The sequence below is a fragment of the Mycobacterium sp. Dal123C01 genome (assembly GCF_052566995.1).
Genome location: NZ_CP199580.1, coordinates 4,274,936 through 4,296,813 on the forward strand (window position 1 = coordinate 4,274,936; position 21,878 = coordinate 4,296,813).

17 protein-coding genes are annotated in these 21,878 nt (G+C 64.8%); 11 read left to right on the forward strand and 6 right to left on the reverse strand.

Translation table 11 applies throughout. The annotated features are described in order from the left end of the window. Window positions 1-93: 93 nt before the first annotated feature. The 4 genes from ACTXG5_RS20150 to ACTXG5_RS20165 all read left to right on the forward strand — a co-directional run bounded on the left by ACTXG5_RS20150 (window position 94) and on the right by ACTXG5_RS20165 (window position 6,946). Window positions 94-1,014: a TIGR03619 family F420-dependent LLM class oxidoreductase gene (locus ACTXG5_RS20150; protein ID WP_445160472.1), complete on the forward strand. Its 921-nt coding sequence runs from the start codon at window positions 94-96 to the stop codon at window positions 1,012-1,014. 255 nt (window positions 1,015-1,269) lie between these two features. Beyond that, complete coding sequence (locus ACTXG5_RS20155) at window positions 1,270-2,340, forward strand: alkene reductase (RefSeq protein WP_445164514.1); 1,071 nt, start codon at window positions 1,270-1,272, stop codon at window positions 2,338-2,340. Between the two features lie 132 nt (window positions 2,341-2,472). Next, on the forward strand, window positions 2,473-5,982 hold the full coding sequence (gene car / locus ACTXG5_RS20160) for a carboxylic acid reductase (RefSeq protein ID WP_445164515.1): 3,510 nt from the start codon (window positions 2,473-2,475) through the stop codon (window positions 5,980-5,982). Window positions 5,983-6,010: 28 nt separating this feature from the next. After that, on the forward strand, window positions 6,011-6,946 hold the full coding sequence (locus ACTXG5_RS20165; protein WP_445160473.1) for a TIGR03564 family F420-dependent LLM class oxidoreductase: 936 nt from the start codon (window positions 6,011-6,013) through the stop codon (window positions 6,944-6,946). Here ACTXG5_RS20165 and ACTXG5_RS20170 read toward each other — a convergent pair. The 3 genes from ACTXG5_RS20170 to ACTXG5_RS20180 form a co-directional block, all read right to left on the reverse strand. Further along, complete coding sequence (locus tag ACTXG5_RS20170) at window positions 6,939-7,790, reverse strand: hypothetical protein (protein WP_445160474.1); 852 nt, start codon at window positions 7,788-7,790, stop codon at window positions 6,939-6,941. The genes ACTXG5_RS20165 and ACTXG5_RS20170 overlap by 8 nt on opposite strands. A 67-nt stretch (window positions 7,791-7,857) precedes the next feature. After that, window positions 7,858-8,310, reverse strand: coding sequence for a DUF1003 domain-containing protein (locus ACTXG5_RS20175; protein WP_445160475.1), 453 nt, complete (start codon window positions 8,308-8,310; stop codon window positions 7,858-7,860). Window positions 8,311-8,519: 209 nt separating this feature from the next. Continuing rightward, on the reverse strand, window positions 8,520-9,212 hold the full coding sequence (locus tag ACTXG5_RS20180) for a C39 family peptidase (protein ID WP_445160476.1): 693 nt from the start codon (window positions 9,210-9,212) through the stop codon (window positions 8,520-8,522). A 230-nt stretch (window positions 9,213-9,442) separates the two neighbouring features. Between ACTXG5_RS20180 and ACTXG5_RS20185 the strand changes: the two genes are divergently transcribed. From ACTXG5_RS20185 to ACTXG5_RS20200, 4 genes are all read left to right on the forward strand, one after another. Further along, complete coding sequence (locus tag ACTXG5_RS20185) at window positions 9,443-10,570, forward strand: FAD-dependent oxidoreductase (RefSeq protein ID WP_445160477.1); 1,128 nt, start codon at window positions 9,443-9,445, stop codon at window positions 10,568-10,570. Window positions 10,571-10,652: 82 nt separating this feature from the next. Next, on the forward strand, window positions 10,653-11,768 hold the full coding sequence (locus ACTXG5_RS20190; RefSeq protein ID WP_445160478.1) for a zinc-binding metallopeptidase family protein: 1,116 nt from the start codon (window positions 10,653-10,655) through the stop codon (window positions 11,766-11,768). Window positions 11,769-11,916: 148 nt separating this feature from the next. Then, the gene (locus ACTXG5_RS20195) at window positions 11,917-12,357 is read left to right on the forward strand and encodes a flavin reductase family protein (RefSeq protein WP_445164516.1); all 441 of its coding nucleotides are present in this window, start codon (window positions 11,917-11,919) and stop codon (window positions 12,355-12,357) included. A gap of 32 nt (window positions 12,358-12,389) precedes the next feature. Then, window positions 12,390-13,109 carry a pyrimidine reductase family protein gene (locus ACTXG5_RS20200; RefSeq protein WP_445160479.1) on the forward strand — a complete coding sequence of 240 codons (720 nt, stop codon included), beginning with the start codon at window positions 12,390-12,392 and terminating at the stop codon, window positions 13,107-13,109. 27 nt (window positions 13,110-13,136) lie between these two features. On the opposite strand, the gene ACTXG5_RS20205 is transcribed toward ACTXG5_RS20200, so the two are convergent. Continuing rightward, a complete protein-coding gene (locus tag ACTXG5_RS20205; RefSeq protein WP_445160480.1) occupies window positions 13,137-13,622 on the reverse strand; it encodes a polyketide cyclase in 486 nt (161 codons plus the stop codon). 357 nt (window positions 13,623-13,979) lie between these two features. Here ACTXG5_RS20205 and ACTXG5_RS20210 point away from each other — a divergent pair, with 357 nt between their 5' ends. The 3 genes from ACTXG5_RS20210 to ACTXG5_RS20220 all read left to right on the forward strand — a co-directional run bounded on the left by ACTXG5_RS20210 (window position 13,980) and on the right by ACTXG5_RS20220 (window position 18,099). Beyond that, window positions 13,980-14,321 (forward strand): hypothetical protein, encoded by a 342-nt coding sequence (locus ACTXG5_RS20210; protein ID WP_445160481.1) that lies wholly within the window; start codon window positions 13,980-13,982, stop codon window positions 14,319-14,321. A 179-nt stretch (window positions 14,322-14,500) separates the two neighbouring features. After that, entirely contained in the window at window positions 14,501-16,315 is a 1,815-nt protein-coding gene (locus ACTXG5_RS20215) for a protein kinase domain-containing protein (protein WP_445160482.1), read from the forward strand. A 227-nt stretch (window positions 16,316-16,542) separates the two neighbouring features. Continuing rightward, on the forward strand, window positions 16,543-18,099 hold the full coding sequence (locus tag ACTXG5_RS20220; RefSeq protein ID WP_445160483.1) for a serine/threonine-protein kinase: 1,557 nt from the start codon (window positions 16,543-16,545) through the stop codon (window positions 18,097-18,099). Here the strand turns inward: ACTXG5_RS20220 and ACTXG5_RS20225 are convergent, their stop codons facing one another. Then, entirely contained in the window at window positions 18,100-19,257 is a 1,158-nt protein-coding gene (locus ACTXG5_RS20225; protein ID WP_445160484.1) for a hypothetical protein, read from the reverse strand. A 207-nt stretch (window positions 19,258-19,464) separates the two neighbouring features. After that, window positions 19,465-21,642 carry a glutamine synthetase III family protein gene (locus ACTXG5_RS20230; protein WP_445160485.1) on the reverse strand — a complete coding sequence of 726 codons (2,178 nt, stop codon included), beginning with the start codon at window positions 21,640-21,642 and terminating at the stop codon, window positions 19,465-19,467. Between the last annotated feature and the right edge of the window lie 236 nt (window positions 21,643-21,878).

Below are 21,878 nucleotides of genomic sequence, written 5' to 3' on the forward strand. Positions count from 1 at the left end.
GGGACATCGCATTGGGCGATTTAGGGTGACGACGGATCCCGAATGGGCTTTGATCTCCTTGTTGGCCACTGCTGCTCGGGAAGGAGTTATCGCGTGAAATTCGTCTTTCCTCTTCCGCACATGCTCCGCCTCAAAGCCACCATGCAGTCCTGGGAGCCGGCCGTCACCGGAGCTGACCAGACCCGCATGGTGAAATGCGCCGACCGCTGGGGCTACGACGTGATCGCCGTCCCCGAGCATCTCGTCATTCCTGCCGAGCATGTCGAACTGTCCGGGCCGCACTATCTGCACTCGACGGTCGCCCAAGCCCATATCGCCGGTGCCACCGAACGCATCGCCATCAATTCCTGTGTCACCATCTTGCCGCTGCAACATCCGATCGTCCTGGCCAAGGCGTTGGCCACCGCCGACTGGATGAGTGGAGGCCGAATGATGGTCACCTTCGGAGTCGGTTGGCTGGCACGGGAGTTCGAACTACTCGGGGTGCCCTTCCGCGAGCGGGGCCGCATCGCCGACGAATACTTAGCGGCGATCATCGAATTGTGGACCAGCGACACACCGCAATTCGACGGCCGCTACGTGTCGTTCGACAACATCGCGTTCGAGCCGAAACCCGTTCAGAAACCCCACCTCCCGATCTGGATCGGCGGCGATGCCGACGCGGCACTGCGCAGAGCGGCCAAACACGCATCCGGGTGGTGGCCGTTTCTGACGCCTCCCGAGCAAATCGCCGGAAGACTGGACTACATCAAGTCCCAGCCCTGCTTTGACGGCCGGCCCTTCGAGGTGATGCACGGCATGGGCACCAATCGCGTCGGCGAGGGACACGTTATCCGCAAGGGTCTAGGCGACCGGCCGGGCATGAGCGCGCAGGCGATCATCGACCGTTTGAACTGGCTGAGCCAGCAGGGCGTGACGGTCAGCGCCGTCCCCATTCCCGCTGTGAGCGGCGTCGACCAATACCTCGATTACGCGCAATGGGTGATCGAAGAGATCAAGCCGAACGTGTCGTAGCTGCCACCGGCGACTTTCCGTCGCTGTGCAAGTCGCAGCCTCTTACTCAAGAGGACACGTGTCCTAGCCGTGGCGGTATGACAACGACACCATGGAGTTGTCCGCACGGTCAACGGGTAGCTCGGACGTCCGTGTCGTGGCGGGCAACTCCCCGGACGAAGGGTGCGGACGCTCGTGGCTCGAAGATTCGCTGTTGCCGGCCGAACCCAACGTCTCTGTGCGTCGCACGCGGCCGAATCGGTTGCGCCGCCGCGGTTGCTGTCGCCCGGCCATCGGTTACTGGCCCCCATCCAACTGGGCGCGTTGTACGCACCGAACCGAATTCTGATGGCGCCCATGACGCGCACCCGGGCAGCAGACGACGGAGTGCCCACCCAGCTGATGGCTGACTACTACGCACAACGGGCGAATTCAGGGCTGATCATCACCGAAGGCGCATTCCCGTCGGCGCGTGGGCAGGCATACCCCCTTCAGCCAGGTTTGCACACCGACGCGCAGCAGGCCGGGTGGGCGCGGGTCACGGAAGCCGTCCACGCGGCCGGCGGCCGAATCGTGGTGCAGCTCATGCACTCTGGCCGTATCTCGCATCCCGATGTCCTCGGCGGCCAACAGCCCGTGGGCCCGTCGGCGGTGAGGGCATTCGGCTCGGCGCACACCGCCGACGGCAAGAAGACCTTCGTTGTTCCGCACGAGCTCACCGTCCGCGAAATAGGCTCTGTAATTTCTGATTTCGTCGCCTCAGCGCGCCGCGCACTCGCTGCCGGCGCTGACGGCGTGGAGATCGATGCCGCCAACGGATACCTGTTGAGTCAATTCTTGAGCTACGACGCGAATTACCGGCGCGACGCCTACGGGGGGTCTGCGCACGATCGCGCTCGACTGCCGAGTGAAATCATCAGCGAGGTCGCGGACGCGATCGGCCCCGGCCGACTGGGGCTGCGCATCTCTCCGAGCAATCCGGAGAACGACATTCATGAACCGGATCTCGAGGCGCACCTGATTCTCGCCAAAATTGCCCGCGACCTGGAATTGGCGTACCTGCACGTGCGGGTCGCGCCCGAACGACCCATCTTTTCGTGGTTACGTCGACGATGGCCCGACCGCTTGCTGCTCAACCGCGGGTTCCAGACGACGACCACCCGTGAGCAAGCCGTCGATGTCGTCACGACCGGCACCGCGGACGCCGTGACCATTGGCCGTGCGTATCTGGCGAATCCCGATCTGGTGCGGCGATGGACCTACGGCGCCGAGCTCAATGCGCCGCGACTGGAATACCTCCACACGGGTGGCGCGTTGGGGTATACGGACTATCCACGTTTGCCGTGACGAGTAAGCAAGGTCACACTCACTGGGCGCAACCCCCTCGTGGTCCGGGCGGTGTTCTGGTTCGAAGTACAGATAACGACGGAAGGACACGCCATGACGAGCGGATCACTGCACGACACCCAACTGGCCGAGATGGGCGATGACGGAGACGAGCGGCTGGCCCGGCGGGTCGCCGAACTGTTCGACAACGATCCCCAATTCCGTGCGGCAGCTCCCCTTCCCGAGGTGATCGAGGCGGCCTGCAGGCCGGGCCTGCGGCTCACCGAGGTCTTCGAGACAATCGTCGAGGGCTACGCCGATCGTCCAGCGCTTGGACAGCGCGCTCGCGAATTAGTCACCAACGCCGATGGCCGTACTTCGGTACAACTGCTGCCGCGTTTCGAGACCATCAGTTACCGCGAAGTGTGGGACCGAGTGCGCGCGATCGCCAGCGCCTGGAGCCACGACCCCGAGAACCCCGTCACCGCGGGGGATGTCGTGGCGACGGTCGGATTCTCCAGCGCCGATTACCTGGTCGTCGACCTGGTGTGCGCCTACCTCGGATTGGTCACCGTGCCGCTGCAGCACAACGCTCCGGTGTCGAGACTGCGCCCGATCATCGAGGAATGCGAACCCAAGATCGTCGCGGTCAGCGCGGAGTACCTCGACCTGGCGGTGGAATCCGTGCTGACCAGTGCGTCGCTGCGGCAGCTGATGGTGTTCGACTACCAACCCGCGGCCGACGAGCAGCGGGAGAACTTCGATCAGGCCCGCATCCGCTTGCAGGGGACGGGCGCCCCGGTGGTCGTCACCACGGTCGACGACGTCGTCGAACGCGGCCGCCAACAGCCGGCCGGACCGGCCTACACCGAGGGCAGCGACAAGCGCCTGGCGATGATCATGTACACCTCCGGCAGCACCGGGACGCCCAAGGGCGCCATGTACACCGAGCAAACGATCGCCAAGGTGTGGACGTCGGGGTTCTTCCTCGCGCCCGGACTACCGGTACTCAGCGCGAATTTCATGCCGCTAAACCACCTCGGCGGCCGCCTGCCACTGGCGTCGGCATTCATCGCCGGCGGTACCAACTACTTCGTCCCCGAGTCCGATCTGTCCACGCTGTTCGAAGACTGGGCACTGGTACGGCCCACCGAACTCGCCGTGGTTCCCCGCGTGGTGGAGATGCTGTACCAGCACTACCGCAACGCGGTCGACCGCGGGATCGCCGAGGGGGCAGATCCCGCCACCGCGGAGCAGGACGCGGCGACCGAGCTGCGCGAGCAGGTGCTGGGCGGCCGGGTACTGGGCGGTTTCGTCGGCAGCGCGCCGTTGGCCGCAGAGATGAAGGTATTCCTGGATTGGGTGCTGGGCGCGCACATCATTGACGGCTACGGTCTGACCGAAACCGGAACCCTGACCCGCGACGGCGTGATCAGCCGCAAGCGCGTCATCGACTACAAGCTGGTCGACGTGCCCGAACTCGGTTACTTCCTCACCGACCGGCCCTATCCGCGTGGGGAATTGCTCGTCAAGACCGACATGATGACTCCGGGCTACTACAAGCGACCCGAAATCACCGCCCAGGTCTTCGACGAGGACGGTTACTACCGGACCGGCGACGTGATGGCCGAGATCGAGCCCGACCACGTGGTCTACGTCGACCGCCGCAACAACGTTCTCAAGCTTGCCCAGGGCGAGTTCGTCGCTGTGACGAACCTCGAGTCCATCTACGCCGGGGCGCCACTGGTCGGACAGATCTTCGTGTACGGCAACAGCGAACGACCGAGCCTGCTGGCCGTCATCGTGCCCACCCCCGCAGCGCTGGCCGAATATGGCAATAGCCCAGCGCTGAAAACTGCGCTGCACCAGTCACTTCAGCAGACCGCCGCCGCCGCGCAGCTGCAGTCCTACGAGCTGCCCGTGGACTTCATCCTGGAAACCAAACCTTTCACCGACGAAAACGGATTGCTGTCCGGCCTGGGTAAACAGCTGCGCCCCCGGCTCAAGGAGCACTACGGCGAACGACTCGAGCAGCTGTACTCCGAAATCGCGGCCGCACAGGTCGACGAGATCCGGGTGCTGCGTGAGACCGCGGCCGAGCGACCGGTGGTGGAAACACTGTCCGGGGCCTGCCGTGCCCTGCTGGGCACCTCGGACGCTAGCCCCGAAGCCCATTTCACCGACCTCGGCGGAGATTCGTTGTCCGCGTTGACCTTCTCCCACCTGCTCGAGGAGATCTTCCACGTCGAGGTTCCCGTCGGGGTGATCACCAGCCCGGCCAACAACATCGGGAAGATCGCCGACTACATCGAAACCCAGCGTGGTACCGGCACCCAGCGGCCGACCTTCAACACCGTTCACGGCCAAGGCGCAACCGCTATTTCGGCCGGCGACTTGACGCTGGACAAGTTCATCGACCCCCAAACATTGTCCACCGCGACGTCATTGCCGCACACTACCGGCGCACCGCATACCGTGCTGTTGACCGGTGCGAACGGATGGCTGGGGCGATTCCTGGCCTTGGAGTGGCTGGAGCGCCTCTCCGAGCGGGGTGGCAAGCTGATCACGATCGTGCGCGGCAGCGACGCCGACGAGGCCAGGACACGATTCGAAAAGGCCTTCGACAGCGGCGATCCCGACCTGCTGAGCCGGTTCCGCGAGCTCGCCGCGATGCATCTCGAGGTGCTGCCCGGCGACATCGCCGACCAGGATCTGGGGCTGGACCCCGCAACCTGGCAACGGCTGGCCGACACCGTCGACCTGATCGTGCATCCGGCCGCGCTGGTCAACCATGTGCTGCCCTACGACCAGCTGTTCGGGCCCAATGTCGTTGGGACGGCCGAGCTTATCCGCCTGGCGATTACTACCCGTATCAAACCCGTCACCTACTTATCCACTGTCGCTGTGGCGATGACGGTGCCGCCGGGACAGTTCCAGGAGGATGGGGACATCCGCCGGGTCAGCCCCCACCGCCCGATCAACGACGAATACGCGAACGGCTACGCCAACAGCAAGTGGGCCGGCGAGGTGCTGCTCAGGGAGGCCAACGAACTGTGCGGCCTGCCGGTGGCGGTGTTCCGCTCCGACATGATCCTCGCGCACACCCGATACCGTGGGCAGCTCAACGTGCCCGATATATTTACCCGGCTGATCTTCAGCCTGCTGGTGACGGGCATTGCCCCGCAATCGTTTTACCAAGGCGACGGGGTCGGCAGCCGGGCGCGTGCACACTATGACGGTCTGCCGGTCGACTTCATCGCTGAGGCGATCACCACGATCGGAGCCAGGGTCACCGACGACTACCGTTCTTTCGACGTGATGAACCCTTACGACGACGGTGTCTCGCTGGATGTGTTCGTGGACTGGCTGATTCGGGGCGGTAACAAAATCCAGCGCATCGCCGACTACGACGAATGGCTGGCCCGGTTCCAGACCGCGCTGACCGGTTTGCCTGAGCGGCAACGCCAGCAATCGGTCCTGCCACTGCTGCACGCGTTCCGCAAGCCGGAAAAGCCACGCCGGGGCGCGGCCGCTCCGACCGACGTGTTCCGCGCAGCGGTGCGCGCGGAGAAGGTCGGACCCGACCAGGACATCCCGCACATCTCGGCGGAGTTGATCGACAAGTACGCCGAAGATTTACGCGAGCTGTCTTTGCTCGGCTGAGTGCAAACGTCAAAGAGAGGATGGTGCGGTGGACGTCACGATTTTTACTCTGCTCGGCGACGGCGACGGACCATCGGTGGTGGACGCGTACATCGAGCAGGTATCCCGGTTAGCCGCGGAGGGCTTCACGCGTGTGTGGTCGGCCCAAATGCCCTGGGAGCCAGACCTGCTGAGCGTGCAGGCGCTCGCGCTGCGCGCGGTACCGGATATTGAGTTGGGTACCGCGGTGCTACCCATTCAGGTCGCGCATCCGATGCTGACCGCGCAGCGTGCTTTGACCCTCAACGCGATATCCGGCGGGAGGTTCAAACTCGGACTTGGTGTGAACCATCCGAGCTTCAGCGAGGACTTGTGGGGAATTCCCTGGGAGAAGCCGGTGCGCCGGATGAGCGAGTACCTCGACGGACTGCTACCGCTACTCGCCGGTGAAGAAGCTGATGCCACCGGTCAAATGGTCACAACGCGCGGCTCACTGCGAATTTCCGGTGTGGCTGCCCCCCAGGTCTACATCGCCGCGCTGGGCCCGCAAATGCTCCGCCTGGCCGGTCGCCGCACGGCAGGAACAATCACCTGGATGACCGGGCCCAAGACATTGGCCAACCACATCGGACCGGTCCTGCGCGATGCAGCGGCCGCAGCCGGGCGCCCCGAGGGCGCTGTCAAGGTATTGGCCGGCCTGCCTGTCTGTGTCACCGACGACGCGGACGGCGCCAGGACTCAGGCAGCCGAAAGCTTTGCGCTCTACAACACATTGCCCTCGTACCGCGCGATGCTGGACCGCGAAGGGTACAGCAACGCCGAGGAGACCGCGCTCATCGGCGACGAAGCCACCGTTCTCGACCGCATCGACGAAGTACGTGCCGCGGGTGTCGACGAATTCCTCGCGTCTCCGTTCGGCGACGAAGAAAGCCATACCCGAACCCGGGCACTATTGCGCAAGGTTGCTCAAGTGAGCGTCACCTGATCCGCAGACCGCGTTTGTGCACCCAGAGCACCGCCGCGACACTTCCGGCCACCCACACCAACACCGCGATGCCCAGGTGCACAAAGCTTTTCGTGTCGCGGCCGAACACCGGCCAGACCAACTTGGGTATTTGCGTCCATAACACCTGATGCTCCACCCCGTTCATCGGGTCGGCGAGGTAGTACACCGCGTAGGGCAGCGTCAGCGCGACCATCCAGCCGCGGGTGCGGCGACGGTCGCCACGCTGCCGCCACCGCCGGATCAGCGGCTCGACGCTGACCGGATGCAACACCGAGAACAGGTTGCCCACCCCGAGCCAGGACACGATCGGCACCGCGACCGTGGGGATCGTGACGGCCAGGCGCTCCGGGGTTTCCAGCCAAAGCGTCAACACCACCGAGGTCGCCAAGGTCGGCAGCCCGACGATCACGAGCAGCGCCAGATTCTTGATCAACAGCACCCGCCAGAACGGCACCCCGTCGGACACGGCCTGAAGGACGCGATAGTGATCGGCGCCGAGCAGGTTGGTGGTGGTGACATCGGCAAGGATCCACGACGAGAAGTACGTGCCCACCAGGACCACCCAGTCCTGGTGGCGGCCGAGCGTCAGCGGCTGCACCGCCAACCACCCCACGGCGAAGATCAGATTGGCCAGTACGCCCATCAGCCAGGTCCGTGGCGGGGTGAATGCCCAGCGGATTTCGGCCACCACGGCCGGCCACAGGCCCCGCCGCAAATCCTTGGCCGCACGTTTGGCCGCGGTGGGACGAGGTGCCGATGCCCGCGCCACGGTACGCAAGACGGCACGCACATGTGGCCGCATCGTCTCCTGCAACTCGACCATCTACTCCCCCACGCGAGCGGCGGCTGGTCCGACCACCGTCTCTGCCAATGCTTTACGCATCCTGTGATTAAACGGGGCGCTCAGGCGAAATCAACCGCCTGTGCAATTCCGTGGTGAGCACGTGAATCTGGCGGGTCAGGTCGGTGTTCGTCTTCAGCTCCACCTCCTGGGTCTCAAAGTCATGGTCGGCTCTGGTCTGCTGGAAGGCCGCCTGGCGGTTCTGGCCGATCATCACGAACGTCGACAGGAAGATCGCTTCGAGTGACACGATCAGGGTCAGCGTCGGCCATGGACTGCGTTCCAGCAACAGCATCCACACACCGAACAAGGCCGCGTGCAGCCAGACGAAATTCATCGACCCGGCAAATGAAGTGATCCGGTCGGCCAACCGCAACTGAAAGCTGTCGCTGCGCCTTTTGGCCTCATCCAGTACGGCCGGGTGATGAAGCTGTCCGCTGCGCAGCAGCCGGCGAGGGATTAATTGTGGGTTGTGTCGATGGCCTTCGGCTTGTGTCGTCATGGCGAGCCGTTCCTTTCTGCCACGGTGATACGCGCGTTCCCGTCCTCGGACCGCTCCGGCGGGCTGAGGGGGCCGCTGGCTAATGTTAATGGCCCAGCATCTTCGTGAGCCAGTACCCAATCCCACGAGGCATTTGAGCCGAGCGGTTCTGCCCGATGGCTCTGAAACACCAACGGCCACCACGAATTTCAGCTAGCAGGTTGTTGACCTCAGCTGGCCGGCATCGTGACGACGATCGATTCCTCACCCGTGCGCCAGGCATTCGTGAAGGTGGTGATGCTGACCTGCTCGTCAGGATGGTCGGCGCCGGGGTCGTTCAGGTGAACGACCTTTTTGTTCGTGTCGATCCCGGTGACGACTAGGTAATGATCGGCCTTCGTGCGCTGGTCGCTGGTGTTCCAGATGACGGCGGAGTTGACCCAGGCAATGGCCTTGCGCCCGACGCGGAGGTACTGCTGCAGCGCTGGCAAACCGGTCGTTTCCGGGTGCGCCGTCCAATACATAGCGGATTTGACTCCGTAATGGTCGAGCAGCACGACCAGGTCCGCCATTTCGACGCCGCCATTGCCGTCGGCGTGGCTCGGGTCGGTCGAAGACGCGTAAATCGGCCCCGGGTTGGTGCCCGACGAGGTGTTCTGTGCCAGCGTGATCATCTGCTGTTCCGTCGGCTCGTTTCCGGTGATCTCACCGACCACGTCGGCCACCGACATCAGGCCGCAGTTGTCCTCGAGCGACTGCTGCCGCCAATACTTGGCCACCGCAGCCGGGTCGCCGTATACGACCGCGCTGGGGGCCGCCGACGACGTCGATCCCGTCGTCGAGTGGCACCCCGATACCAGGGGCACGCTGGCCACGCCGATCAAAGCGACCACTGCCGCGGTAGCGATTCGGGAGCTGAACATGGTGGCGATCGGCCTAGTGAACCACCAATTCGCATGGCGCGCCTGGGTTCCCCGCAACCTCTACCGCTGCCCCTGAGCCACCGGTAGAACGTGTTACAGTTTTGCGACCGCGGCCGAGGACCTCGGCAGTTGGGCGTTGCGTGTGAGGAGGCCCGCATGGATTCCACCGCCGGCAGCTGCGTGCCTCTTCCGTCACGGAAACGCCCTGCAGCACAAGTGAATTCAGCGTAATGGCGACGGGCAAGCGCGTCGTCGTCGCGGGGCTGGGAGACGTTGGTCTGTTAGCCGCGATCCGGCTGGCCCGACACGCCGACGTCGTTGGAATCTCGGTCAAGCCCGCGCTGGTGAGCGGCCAGGAACTCGGCGTCCGGCTGTCCCGCCCCGGCGATTGGGCGCGCGACTACTGGATCCCGTTCGACCGGTTCCGCGGTTTGGACCGGGTGCGCACGATTCAGGCCACGCTGACCGGAGTGGACTTGGCTGCCCGAACCGTATTCGCCCGGGGCAGCGATGGCGCGACCATCGCTGAGGAGTTCGACGCGCTGGTGATCTCGACCGGGGTCACGAACGGCTTCTGGCGTCAGCCGACCCTGCAATCGGCCGCCGAGATCGGCGCCGACCTGCATGCCGCACACACCCGCCTGGCGACCGCCAACTCGGTGATCGTCGTCGGCGGCGGCGCGGCAGCGGTCAGCAGCGCCGTCAATATCGCAACCACGTGGCCGGACAAGCGTATTGATCTGTACTTCCCCGGAGAGGCCGCTTTAGGCGGGTATCACCCCCGGATCTGGAAGCGAATCCGTGGCCGACTCACCGAACTGGGCGTGGGCCTGCACCCGGGGCACCGCGCGGTGACCTCGAACGGCTCGGCGGGCGAGCAGATCACCAGTGCACCCGTCAGCTGGAGCACCGGGCAATCGCAGGCCAGCGCGGACGCCGTGCTCTGGGCGGTCGGCCAGGTGCAACCCAACACCGACTGGTTGCCACCCGAACTGCTCGACGAACACGGCTTTGTCCGCGTGACGCCCGAGCTGGAGGTGCCCGGCCATCGCGGTGTCTTCGCCGTCGGCGACATCGCGGCGAGCGACCCTCTTCGGAGCTCGGCGCGTAATCGCGGGGATTCGCTGGTGGCCCACAACATCCGTGCCGAATTCACTGGCCAACGACTGCGCACCTATCGAACACCGGGACGGCGATGGGGCTCGCTGGTGGGTATCCAGGCCAACGGGCTGGAGGTTTTCCTGCCCACCGGCCAAGCGTTCCGGCTCCCCGCGTGGTCGGTGCACCGGCTAGTGATGCCGTGGGTCGTGCGCTGGGGCATGTATCGCGGGGTGCGAGAAAACGACCCGCTTCGGTAATCGCCTGTGCGCGTGAAAGTCTGACCACGACTGGTCAGCAGATCAGGCGCTATTCGACCTTGTTGTATGCCACGATGATCGCGTGCGTGCGTTCCCCTGCCCGGTGTGCCGCGGGTTTGTAGCGTTCGAATCGCATCGTTGCCCGAACTGCCAAGCCGCGTTGGGATTTCACGCGCCGACGATGACGATGGTGGCGACGGCGTCGAATGCCGCGGTCATCGACGGCTGTCGCTGGATCGCGTGCACCAAGGCCCTCGATCTCGGCTGCAACTGGCTGGTGCCCGAAGAACACCCAGACCAGGCAAGCCGGGGACGCTGCTTGCCCGATTCGCTGATCCGGCGCGAACCGGCCGCCGATGACACCATCGCCGTGGAGAAGCTGGTATCCACGACGGTTGACCTGCGCAGACTCATCTATCAGCTGCTGGACATCGGTCTTCCGGTGGACCCATTCTGGCGGACGGAAGGCCGACTAGCCTTCGACTTGTTGTCCAGCTACAGCACCGGACAGAAGATCGTGATCGGTCATGCCGGTGGGGTGATCACCATCGATCTGACGGAATCGCTGGACGCCCACCGCGAGTCACTGCGCGTGCGTCTCGGCGAGCCCTACCGCACGATGCTGGGACATTTCCGGCACGAGGTCGGTCACTACTACCAGAACCTTTTGGTGGAGACCGGCCCCGGAGTGCGCCATCTCGACGAGTGCCGGGAGCTCTTCGGCGACGAACGGGCCGACTACCAAGCCGAAATCGCCCGTCACTACCAATTCGGGGCGCCGGAGCACTGGGACGAGTCGTTCATCTCGGAGTACGCGACGATGCATCCGTGGGAGGACTTCGCGGAATGCTTTGCCCACTATCTGCACATCACCGACACCATCAACACCGTTGGCGAGGCCGGTTTGATTCTGGTCGCCGATCGTGCGCACGTCGCCGTTCCTCGCGACATCGTTCCGCTCGCCTCCTACGCCGACGCCCCCATCGAGCAGCTGCTCTACGACTGGAAGTGGTTGGCACTGTTTTTCAACCGCATCAACACCTCGATGGGTAAACAGCCGCTCTACCCCTTTGAGATCCCGCCCCCGGTGATCCGCAAACTGGGCTTCGTACACAAGGTGATTCGGCAGACCGCGCTCGCCAACGACGCGGAATCGTCGAGTCCCGCCCCAACCGTCCGCTCGCCCGCAGACGGTTAGCGCGGTCCGGGCCCGGCCGTCTTGCTCCGGTCGCTACGGCGATTTCCGGTCGATGTGATTCCAACGTGGGCTGAATGGGAATAGAGAGCGGGTGGGCGAGCCCGGGATTGACGCATTCGAGAAATTGGTGGCGCTGCTCAACTATCCGATGTTCGTCGTGACCACGCAGGCCAACGGCACCACTGCCGGCTGCCTGGTGGGCTTCGCCTGCCAGGTCAGCATCCGTCCGCCGCGTTTCCTGGTAGGCCTGTCCATCCAAAATCACACCTTCCGGGTGGCCACGGACGCCACGCATCTGGCAGTACATGTGTTCGATATCGAGCACATCGACCTGGTCGAACTGTTCGGTAGTCAGACCGGCGACCAGACCAACAAGTTCGACCGCTGCCGGTGGCACCGCGGCCCGGCGCAGTTACCCATCCTCGACGATGCGGCCGCCTGGTTCGTCGGCAAGATCCTCGATCGTTTCTCCCTCGGTGATCACGTGGGACACCTGCTGCAACCGCTGGATGGCGATCCGCCGGACGCGCTGGAGCAGTGGGTGTCTTTTGGCGATGTCCGCTCACTGGAGCCGGGCCACGAGGCATGAGCGCATCCGAGCACCGTCCTCAAGCGGACACGGTGAACGATTCACCCCGTGTCGGCACGGTCAGCGACGTCACCGAACTCGCGTCGTTCTATGCCGACCCCCCCGACGGGGTGCGCGTCAATATGATCTTCAGCGCCGACGGCGCCGCCGCGTTCGGCGGTCGCGCCGGTCCGTTGTCGAGCCAGATCGATCAACAGCTGCTGAAGATCCTGCGCGGGTTCGCCGATGTGGTTCTGGTCGGCGCCGCCACCGCCCGTGCCGAGAACTATGGCCCGGTGCAGCTCAGCGAGACACAACAAGCCCAACGGCATCGGCAAGGAAAGACCAAGCCGCCCCCCATCGCGGTCATCAGCCGGACCTGCGAACTCCCGAGCAGACTCGTCGGCGACCCCAGCCAGCCGCCGCTATTGGTGACCTGCGCGGATTCCGCGGCGCGGCACGACGGCACCAGCGATCAACGATGCGGCGTCTTGGTGGCCGGCGAGGACTCCGTGGATGTCGCGCTGGCCGTCGCACTGCTGCGCACGCACGGTCTGACCCGGGTCCTCTGCGAGGGCGGACCCACACTGCTCGACGAACTGGTGGACGCCGACATCGTCGTGGAGGTCTGCGTCACGCTGGCCCCCAAGCTCGCGGCGAGCCAGCCGGTGGGTCACCGACGGCAGCCGTCACGATTGGCCCTGCCGGCCGCGTTGCGGCTCCAGCACGCATTGGTCTGCGACGACTACCTGTTCTTGAAGTACCGCCGCTGACCACGAACTGTCGAGCCGCCCGGTCGGTTAACCCCGCGGGTAACCCCGGCGGACAGTGCGGTCGAGAATGCCCAGCGTCGCGCGCAGGGCGCCCTCGGACAGCACCGGGAAAATCCCGGCGTCCCGCCACTTCGGGTCGATCGTGGACCAGTCGTAGAACGAGGTGACCACGGTGGTCGCGGCGTCGTCGGCCGGCTCGAGCTGGAAGCCGTAGATGTGCCCAATCTGTGGGCGAAGCTGGCCGAGAACCGTCCACGAGATGAGGCGATCCGGTTCGTACTCTTTGATTTCGACGGTGACGTCGTACCTGCCGAGTTGCGGGTAGTCGTTGAGCGCTTCGCGGTCCATGTGGACCACGAAGCTGTCGCCGACCGCCCCCACCGGATCGCCGTCGGCGTCTTGGAGCATCCCCGTCGAGTCGATCGCCACGTGGCCCTGCGGGTCGCACAGCAGCCCGAAGATCTCTGGCGCCGATGCCGGGATCGTGCGTTGTGTTTCGATGCGTTCGGCCATGCGTCCTCCCAGCCAACGTTGATGGGTTGCCGGTCACTCTACGACGCTCGCCCCGGCTCATGTCCGAAACCGGAAGCCCCGCAACGGTTAAATCGCCGTCCCGGATAACCCGCGCTGTCCTGCTCCGATGGCGCCAAACACGGTGCTGTGCCACGGTGGGTTTATGAGGCGGTGCAATTCCCGAGCGGATGGCTGGGCCCATCCCCTGCCCCGGCAATCCGCAGGCGAATCCGAGGCAAGCGCCGGGTTTCGGTGGGGTGACAGAACACCAAACGGTCGTCGAATTGCCTGTGTGGCATCACCTTCAATCCCCCGCGGCCTACTTTCCCCCGCTTTCAGAAGAGGACCATCGCCCCGGTGAACAATTCAGACGACGATGACGGTTATCGCAACATAGCGGTGAACGGATTGCGGCCCAACGAGCTTCGCTGGGCGCTGAACCACGATTCCGTGCACGGGATTGCGTACGCATTCAAAAATCCCGTCGCAGTCGCCGACTCGAGCGACGATCCCGACGACGATCGACAGACGTACCTGGTACGGATCAAACGCGACGACTTGGCCACTGCGCTGGGAAATATCAACGAATGGATCGTCAAGAATCCCGGTAAGACCGGGATTCACGCTTACGGCTTCCTCAGGGCGCTGTCGCGGGAGGGGCTCACCGAACGGCGCGCAGGTGACGAGGAACGCCGTTAACGAAATTGATTGACGGCTGGTCAGGTGCGTGTTTTCGGCTGCAATAAGCGGCCGCGCGCATTGCCACCGCTATCGACGTCTTATGCCCGGGTTGTTGAATTAGCTGGCATTCTGTCTATTCACCATGCCCCCGGCTGGCCCAAACTACTAGCCTTATGCCTGGCACAGAGGAGTCGTCGATGGGTGACAACGCGGGTTCGCGGGAGGGCTCGCAGTTCGGGCCCTATCTGCTGCGGCGGCTGGTGGGTCGCGGCGGGATGGGCGACGTCTATGAGGCCGAGGACACGGTACGCGAACGGACCGTCGCGCTGAAGCTGATGTCGCAGACGCTGTCCAACGATCCGGTCTTCCGCACCCGTATGCAGCGTGAGGCGCGCACCGCCGGGCGACTGCAGGAACCTCACGTCGTGCCGATTCACGACTTCGGCGAGATCGACGGGCAACTTTATGTGGACATGCGCCTGATCGACGGCCTGGACGCCGCCACCATTCTCAGCCGTTATGGACCGCTGACTCCGCCCCGGGCGGTCGCGATCGTGCGCCAGATTGGCTCCGCGCTCGACGCCGCGCACGCCGCCGGTGTGACGCACCGCGACGTCAAACCGGAGAACATCCTGGTCAGCGCGGATGACTTCGCCTACCTGGTCGACTTCGGGATCGCCAGCGCCACCTCCGACGAAAAGCTGACACAGCTCGGCACCACCGTGGGCACCTTCAAGTACATGGCCCCGGAGCGGTTCAGCGACTCCGACGTCACCTACCGCGCCGACATCTATGCGCTGGCCTGCGTCCTGTACGAGTGCTTGACCGGATCCCCGCCGTACCAGGGTGATCAGGTCAGCGTGATGAGCGCGCACCTGCACCAGGCGATCCCGCGGCCCAGCGCGGCGCGGCCGGGCATACCGACCGCCTTCGACGGGGTGATCGCACGCGGGATGGCCAAGGATCCGCTGGACCGCTACCCCACCTGCGGCGATCTGTCCGCGGCCGCGTACGCCGCCCTGGCCACACCCGATCAGGACCGGGCGACCGACATTTTGCAGCGCAGTCAGGCCGCCGAACTACCGGCGGCGTTCGCGGGTCAGCCGCCCATCGGCTTCGCGCCCTCGCCTCCTGCCATGGCGAGCCAGACCCCGCCACAGGTTCCGGGTTGGCCCGCGTCGGCTACCGCGTCGCCGTATCCTCCGAGCGGCCCCATCCCACAGCCAACGGGATGGCCCGGCGCTCCCGGCTGGGGCACGGGCGATGCCGCCGGCACGGGGACGCCGTCGTGGGGCCAACCGCCGCCCCGGCGAGCGCGTAACGCCTGGCTCTGGGTTGGTCTTGCCGCTTTCATCGTTGTCGCGCTAGTGGGCGTGGTCCTCGTTGTCGCCCAACCGTGGCGGTCGTCGGGCCCGTCCGCGTCGCAGCCACCCGCGCCGGCCTCAGACGCGATCGAGCTCCGCGTCCTCGATGACGGCGTCTTCGTCGGAAGCTCGGCGGCGCCGATAACGATCGACATTTTCAACGAGCCCATCTGCCCGCCGTGCGGCAGCTTCATCCGGTCGAATGCGGGCGACATCGAAACCGCGGTGAACAACAAGAAACTCGCGGTGCGCTATCACCTGCTGAACTTCCTCGACGACAAGTCGCACAGCAAGAATTACTCGACTCGCGCGGTGGCGGCGACGTATTGCGTCGCGGCCCAGAACGATCCGAAGGTCTACACCGCCTTCTACTCGGGCCTGTTCGCCAGCGACTTCCAGCCGCAAGAGGGCGCCCCAGAAGATCGAGCCGATGGCGAGTTAGCCCAACTGGCTAAGACCCTCGGCGTCGACGCCAGCGCGATCAACTGCATCAAATCGGGCGAAGACGTCGCCACCGCCAAGGCAAAGGCCGAGGCCGCCGATGCGACGCTGGCCGGGTTCAACGCCACTGGCACACCGTTCGTCTGGGACGGCAGCAAGTCCCTGAACTACCAGGACGCGACCTGGCTTACCAAGCTTCTCGGGTAACCCCGGATCACGTGTGTCAGGGGCGGACCGCAAACCCCGATGCTGCAGTGCGCTCGAAAACGCTGTGGCATAACTTATCTCGCCGAGTCTCAACGGCTCGCCGCGAAAACACCGACCCCGCGCGGGTAGCACGATCGCGCATGCGACACCGCGATGTTGTAGTTTTCGAGCGGTGACATTGGTCGGGCCTACCGTCATGAATGCCAGGCCGTGAATAGGAGTCAGCGATGACCGGCGCGCAGGACTCGCGGTTGGGGACGATGTTCGGGCCCTACTACCTCAAACGGCTGCTGGGCCGCGGCGGGATGGGCGAGGTCTACGAAGCCGAGCACACCGTCAAAGAGTGGACGGTGGCGCTCAAACTGATGTCGCCCACCTTTAGCCAAGACCCGGTGTTTCGCAAGCGGATGGAACGCGAGGCCCGCATCACCGGCCGGTTGCTGGAACCTCACGTCGTCCCGATCCACGACTACGGCGAAATCGACGGGCAACTGTATCTGGAGATGCGCCTCATCGAGGGCATCGACTTGGGCAGCCTGCTCGTGCGGGACGGGGCGCTGCCCGCGGCGCGGGCGGTGGCCATCATCCATCAGGTTGCCTCGGCGCTGGATGCCGCCCACGCCGCCGGGGTGACGCACCGCGACGTCAAGCCGCAGAACATCCTGATCACCGGCAACGACTTCGCCTATCTGGTCGACTTCGGAATCGCCAGTGCGAAAACCGACGAGAAACTCACCCAACTGGGCACCGCGGTGGGCACCTGGAAATACATGGCCCCCGAACGCTTTTCGAATGACGAGGTGACACCCCGCGCCGACGTGTACGCGTTGGCCTGCGTGCTGTACGAATGCTTGACCGGGGCGCCGCCCTATCCCGCCGACAGCGCCGGCGTGCTGGTCACCGCCCACATGATGGAACCCATCCCCCGTCCCAGCGCACAAGGGGTCGGGGTGGACGAGGCATTCGATGACGTGATCGCGGGCGGCATGGCCAAGACTCCGATCGAGCGTTACCCGACCGCGGGTGACCTTGCCGAAGCCGCACACGACGCGCTTTCCAGACCAGAGCGCGACCGTGCCCAGACCATCCTGCGCCGCACGGAAACCGCGGCACGGCCACACGACACGCAGCCGGACAGCCCACCGCCGCCGCAAGAGCCCGCCACCGAAGGATCGGATGAACCGGGAACGCCGCGGACACGCAACCGCTGGCTGATCCTGGGCGCGGCCGCCGTTGTTCTCGTCGCCGCCGCAGCAACGGTTGGTATCTGGCTGACGATGAAGCCCTCCGGCCAACAACATTCAAAGACAGGCGCGGGGAAAACCGCACCGGCATCCACCGATGCTCCCAGCAATGACCAAGCCCGACTGCTGAGACTGCTCCCGTCCGGCTACCCTGCCGGCGTGTGTACACCGGCCACTCCCGCGTCGGACAGCATATGGGTAAACGCGGTGGCGATGGTGACCTGCGGCCCGAACACTCAGCCCGGCGGCCCCAGTCATGCCACCTACGGACTGTTCCCGACTCCCGACAGCCTGAAGAAGGCTTTCACCGATGACGTCGCCAACGTTGGTCTGGTGAAATGTCGTGGGGAGTCACGGTCACCCGCCAACTGGCACTACGACCAAGGTCCCAACGAGACGGCCGGCATGCTCGCGTGCGGAACATACGACAACCACCCGAATGTGATCTGGACTTACGACCAAAAGCTCATGCTCAGCGACGTCTCCGGAGACCCGGCCAGCATCGAAGACCTCCACGCGTGGTGGGACACGTACAGCTAGTCACTCAGCCAGCGGCGGCACCGCGACAAACTCAGTCGGGTTCGGCGACACCATCGCCGAGAGCCTTTTGAGACAAACGGATGGATCAACGTCTTCGAGGTTGATCCCGGCGAAGGTCGCGGCGTCGACGCGCAGGCTGATCAAGCATGGCCGGATCGGGTGACCACTGCTCGGATCCAGCGTATTGACGACGCCATTGAAGATCACCACCTCGAATTGGTGCTCGCCGCCGAGTTCGAAGACGGTCGCCAGAGATAACAACGTGAGTTGTGCAATAGTGCTGGCGTACAACGCTTTTACTTGCCCGGCCGGTCGCGCCGTTTCGACAACCGTCGCGCGGGTTTTGACGTACCGGTAGGCCTTGGCCTTCGGCACGACATCCACCGTGGGCAGTTCATACTCAACGACCAACTGGCGCGCAACGGGAAAATACTCAACGGCGGCCTTGGGGGCGATACCGCGCGGCAATGGCATCGCCGTCAGGACCGATTCGACGTGTGCCGTCAAATCCGCCGGAGTGCCAGTGCGATCGCTATCGGACGGAGCAGACGTCGACGCATCCGGCAGGTGCCGCAATCCCGCTCGAAGCAGATCGGTCAGCGCGGCTACCTGGGATTCGATTTTGACGTTCTGCCGGTCTACCTGGACGGCCACGCCGTCAAGGTTGTAGATTTCGCTTTCCAGGACAACGTCTTTGGGCCATCGGCTCAGTTGCCATTCGCGTTGGCGCGTGATCTCTTCGACCCTGGCTCTCGCTTCAGCGGCCTTCACCGCTGCATACAGCGCCCTGGTTGTCTCGAGTTCTTTCAATCGCTGCTGCTCGCGCACGGGGTGCCGGCGGCGGGCCAACTGGTACTGGTAGCGAGCCTCCGCCAGCTGCCGCTGGGCATCGGGCAGCCGATCGTAGGCGGGGGGCTGCACGAAGTCCGCGAGCCGGGGCAGGGGCTCGGCGATCTCCAAGTAGCGAATCCGCATCTCGCAGATTTCGGGGTCCTGGCGGGCTTTGTTGACGGTGTAGTGCGTCTCGAGCATTCGGCAAGCAGATTCCCAGTTCTGCACGTCTGTCAGCGTTCGCTGCGAAGAGCGCCACAGGTTCCAGAGCGCGTGGTATGCCTCCAGCTCCGCGGCCCGTCGCGGGCCGTCGTCAAATGGCCTCATGCTCTCCCCTGACCGGGCGATCTCCGTCCCTTCAAAACTTAACGCGTCAGGTGCGGTATGTGCAGCGTGGCGCTTTCGCGCGCACCCTGTCGACCGTGTCAGGGCGACGGGAGTCGCCAGGCGTGGGGATCTCGGGATTATCAAGCTCCGCGGGCGCGGCAGACCCCCACGCCCGACGACGGACTCAGTGGATTCCGACGAGGTCCGTCACAGGATGTAGAGCATCTCCTGGTAGGTGGGCAGCGGCCACAGGTCGTCGGCTACAACGCTTTCCAAGGTGTCGGCGGCGGAACGCACCGCTTCCATCGCCGGCAGCAGCGCCTCTTGGCCATGGGTGGCTTCGTCGAGTGCCGACTCCGCTGAATGATCCGACAGGGCCGACTTCAGCGTGGCCAGGCCCGCCGCCAGATCAGCGATTGGCGTCGAAACCGCTTCCAATACAGCCGTGTTCGCCTCCACGCCGGCCTTCTTCAAAGCGGCGACGTTCTGCGCGAGCTCGGTCTGGTAGCGGATCGCGGCGGGCAGGATGACCGTCGTCCCGAGCTCCAATGCCAGCTTGGCCTCGACCGCAACGGTCAAGGCGTACTGCTCGAGGCGCACCTCGTAGCGGCTGTGCAGCTCGCGCTCGCTGAACACCGCGTACTTCTCGAAGAGTTCGATCGCCTCTGGCTTGATCAGCTCGCCAACGGCGTCCAGCGTGGTCTTGAGGTTCGGCAGGCCGCGCTCGGCCGCCTCGATCTGCCACTTCTCTGAGTAGCCGTCGCCGTTGTACACCACGTCCCCGTGTTCCGTGATGACCTCGGTGAGCAATGTCTGCACCGCCTTGTCGAAGTCCTCACCGTCGGCGACGGCCTGCTCCAGGACGCTGGCCATGTAGTCCAACGAGTCCGCCATGATCGTGTTGAGCACGATCAACGGCACCGCAACCGTCTGCCCGGAGCCGGGAGCACGGAATTCGAACCGGTTGCCGGTGAACGCGAAGGGGCTGGTCCGGTTGCGGTCGCCCGCGTCCGTCGGCAGGTGTGGCAGGGTGTCGACACCAATAATCATGGTGCCCTTGCCCTTCGACGACGTGGCCTCACCCTTGGCGATCTGCTCGAACACGTCGGCGAGCTGTTCACCCAGGAAGATCGAGATGATCGCGGGCGGTGCCTCGTTGGCACCCAGGCGGTGGTCGTTGGTCGCCGACGCGACCGACACCCGAAGCAGCCCGGAGAACTTGTGTACAGCGCGGATCACCGCGGCGCAGAACACCAGGAACTGAGCGTTCTCGTGCGGGGTGTCGCCCGGGACGAGCAGCGAACCCAGCTCGGAGTTGCCCATCGAGAAGTTGACGTGCTTGCCCGACCCGTTGACGCCGGCGAAGGGCTTCTCGTGGAAGAGGCATTCCATGCCGTGCTTCTTAGCGATCGTCTTGAAGATCGTCATCGTCAGCTGCTGGTGGTCAGAGGCGATGTTGGCCCGTTCGAACATCGGCGCCAGCTCGAACTGGCCGGGGGCCACCTCGTTGTGCCGGGTCTTGGCGGGAATGCCGAGTTTGAACAGCTCGCGCTCGGTGTCCATCATGAAGCCGAGGACACGCTCGGGCACCGCACCGAAGTAGTGGTCGTCGAACTCTTGCCCTTTGGGCGGCTTGGCGCCGAACAAGGTGCGGCCGGCGTTGACCAGGTCCGGTCGCGCCAGGAAGAAGTGCCGGTCGATGAGGAAATACTCTTGCTCCGGGCCGCAGAACGAGACCACCTTATTGAGGTCCTTGTGACCGAACAGCGTCAGAATTCGCTCGGCGTGGATGCCCATGGCTTGCTGGCTGCGCAGCAACGGCGTCTTGAAGTCCAGGGCCTCCCCGGTCATCGAAACGAAGACCGTGGGAATGCACAGCGTGTTGCCGTTCGGGTTCTCCAGGACGTAAGCCGGGCTGGTGGCGTCCCAGCCGGTGTAGCCGCGCGCCTCGAAGGTGCTGCGCAACCCGCCGGACGGGAAGCTGGAGGCGTCGGGCTCGCCCTGGATGAGGGTCTTACCGGCGAACTCGGCGAGCGTGGTCCCGTCGCCGACGGGGTCCAGGAAGCTGTCGTGCTTCTCGGCGGTCAGGCCGGTCATCGGATAGAACACGTGGGCGTAGTGGGTAGCGCCCTTCTCCAGTGCCCAGTCCTTCATGGCGACTGCGACGGCGTCGGCGACCGCGGGGTCAAGCTTGGCGCCATTCTCGAGGGTCGCCACCACGGACTTGTACACCGCCTTGGGCAGCCGCGCCTGCATTTCGGCCTTCGTGAAGACGTTGGAGCCGAAGATCTCGCCGGGGGCCTCACCGGCTACGAAGCTGATGGCCGGGGGGACGTATGCCTCGACGTCGTTGATCGCCTGCAGGCGCGCTGCGTTTCCGCTCAATGGAGTTCCTATCGCTGAGGGGGGCCACGACCTTCGCTCGCAGAAGGTGGACCGCCCCACAGTAGGAACCTTCGATGGCAAACTTGTTACGCACGCGTCAACGCTGCGCTTCACCGGTTTCGAATAGGAGACGACGTGTCGGCGTGTGCCGACACCAGCACCAAGGACGATCCGGCATCGGCGACGCGGGCAAGAGGGCACGGTCGCCACCGGGTGAGTCGGGCCGAACGCCTACC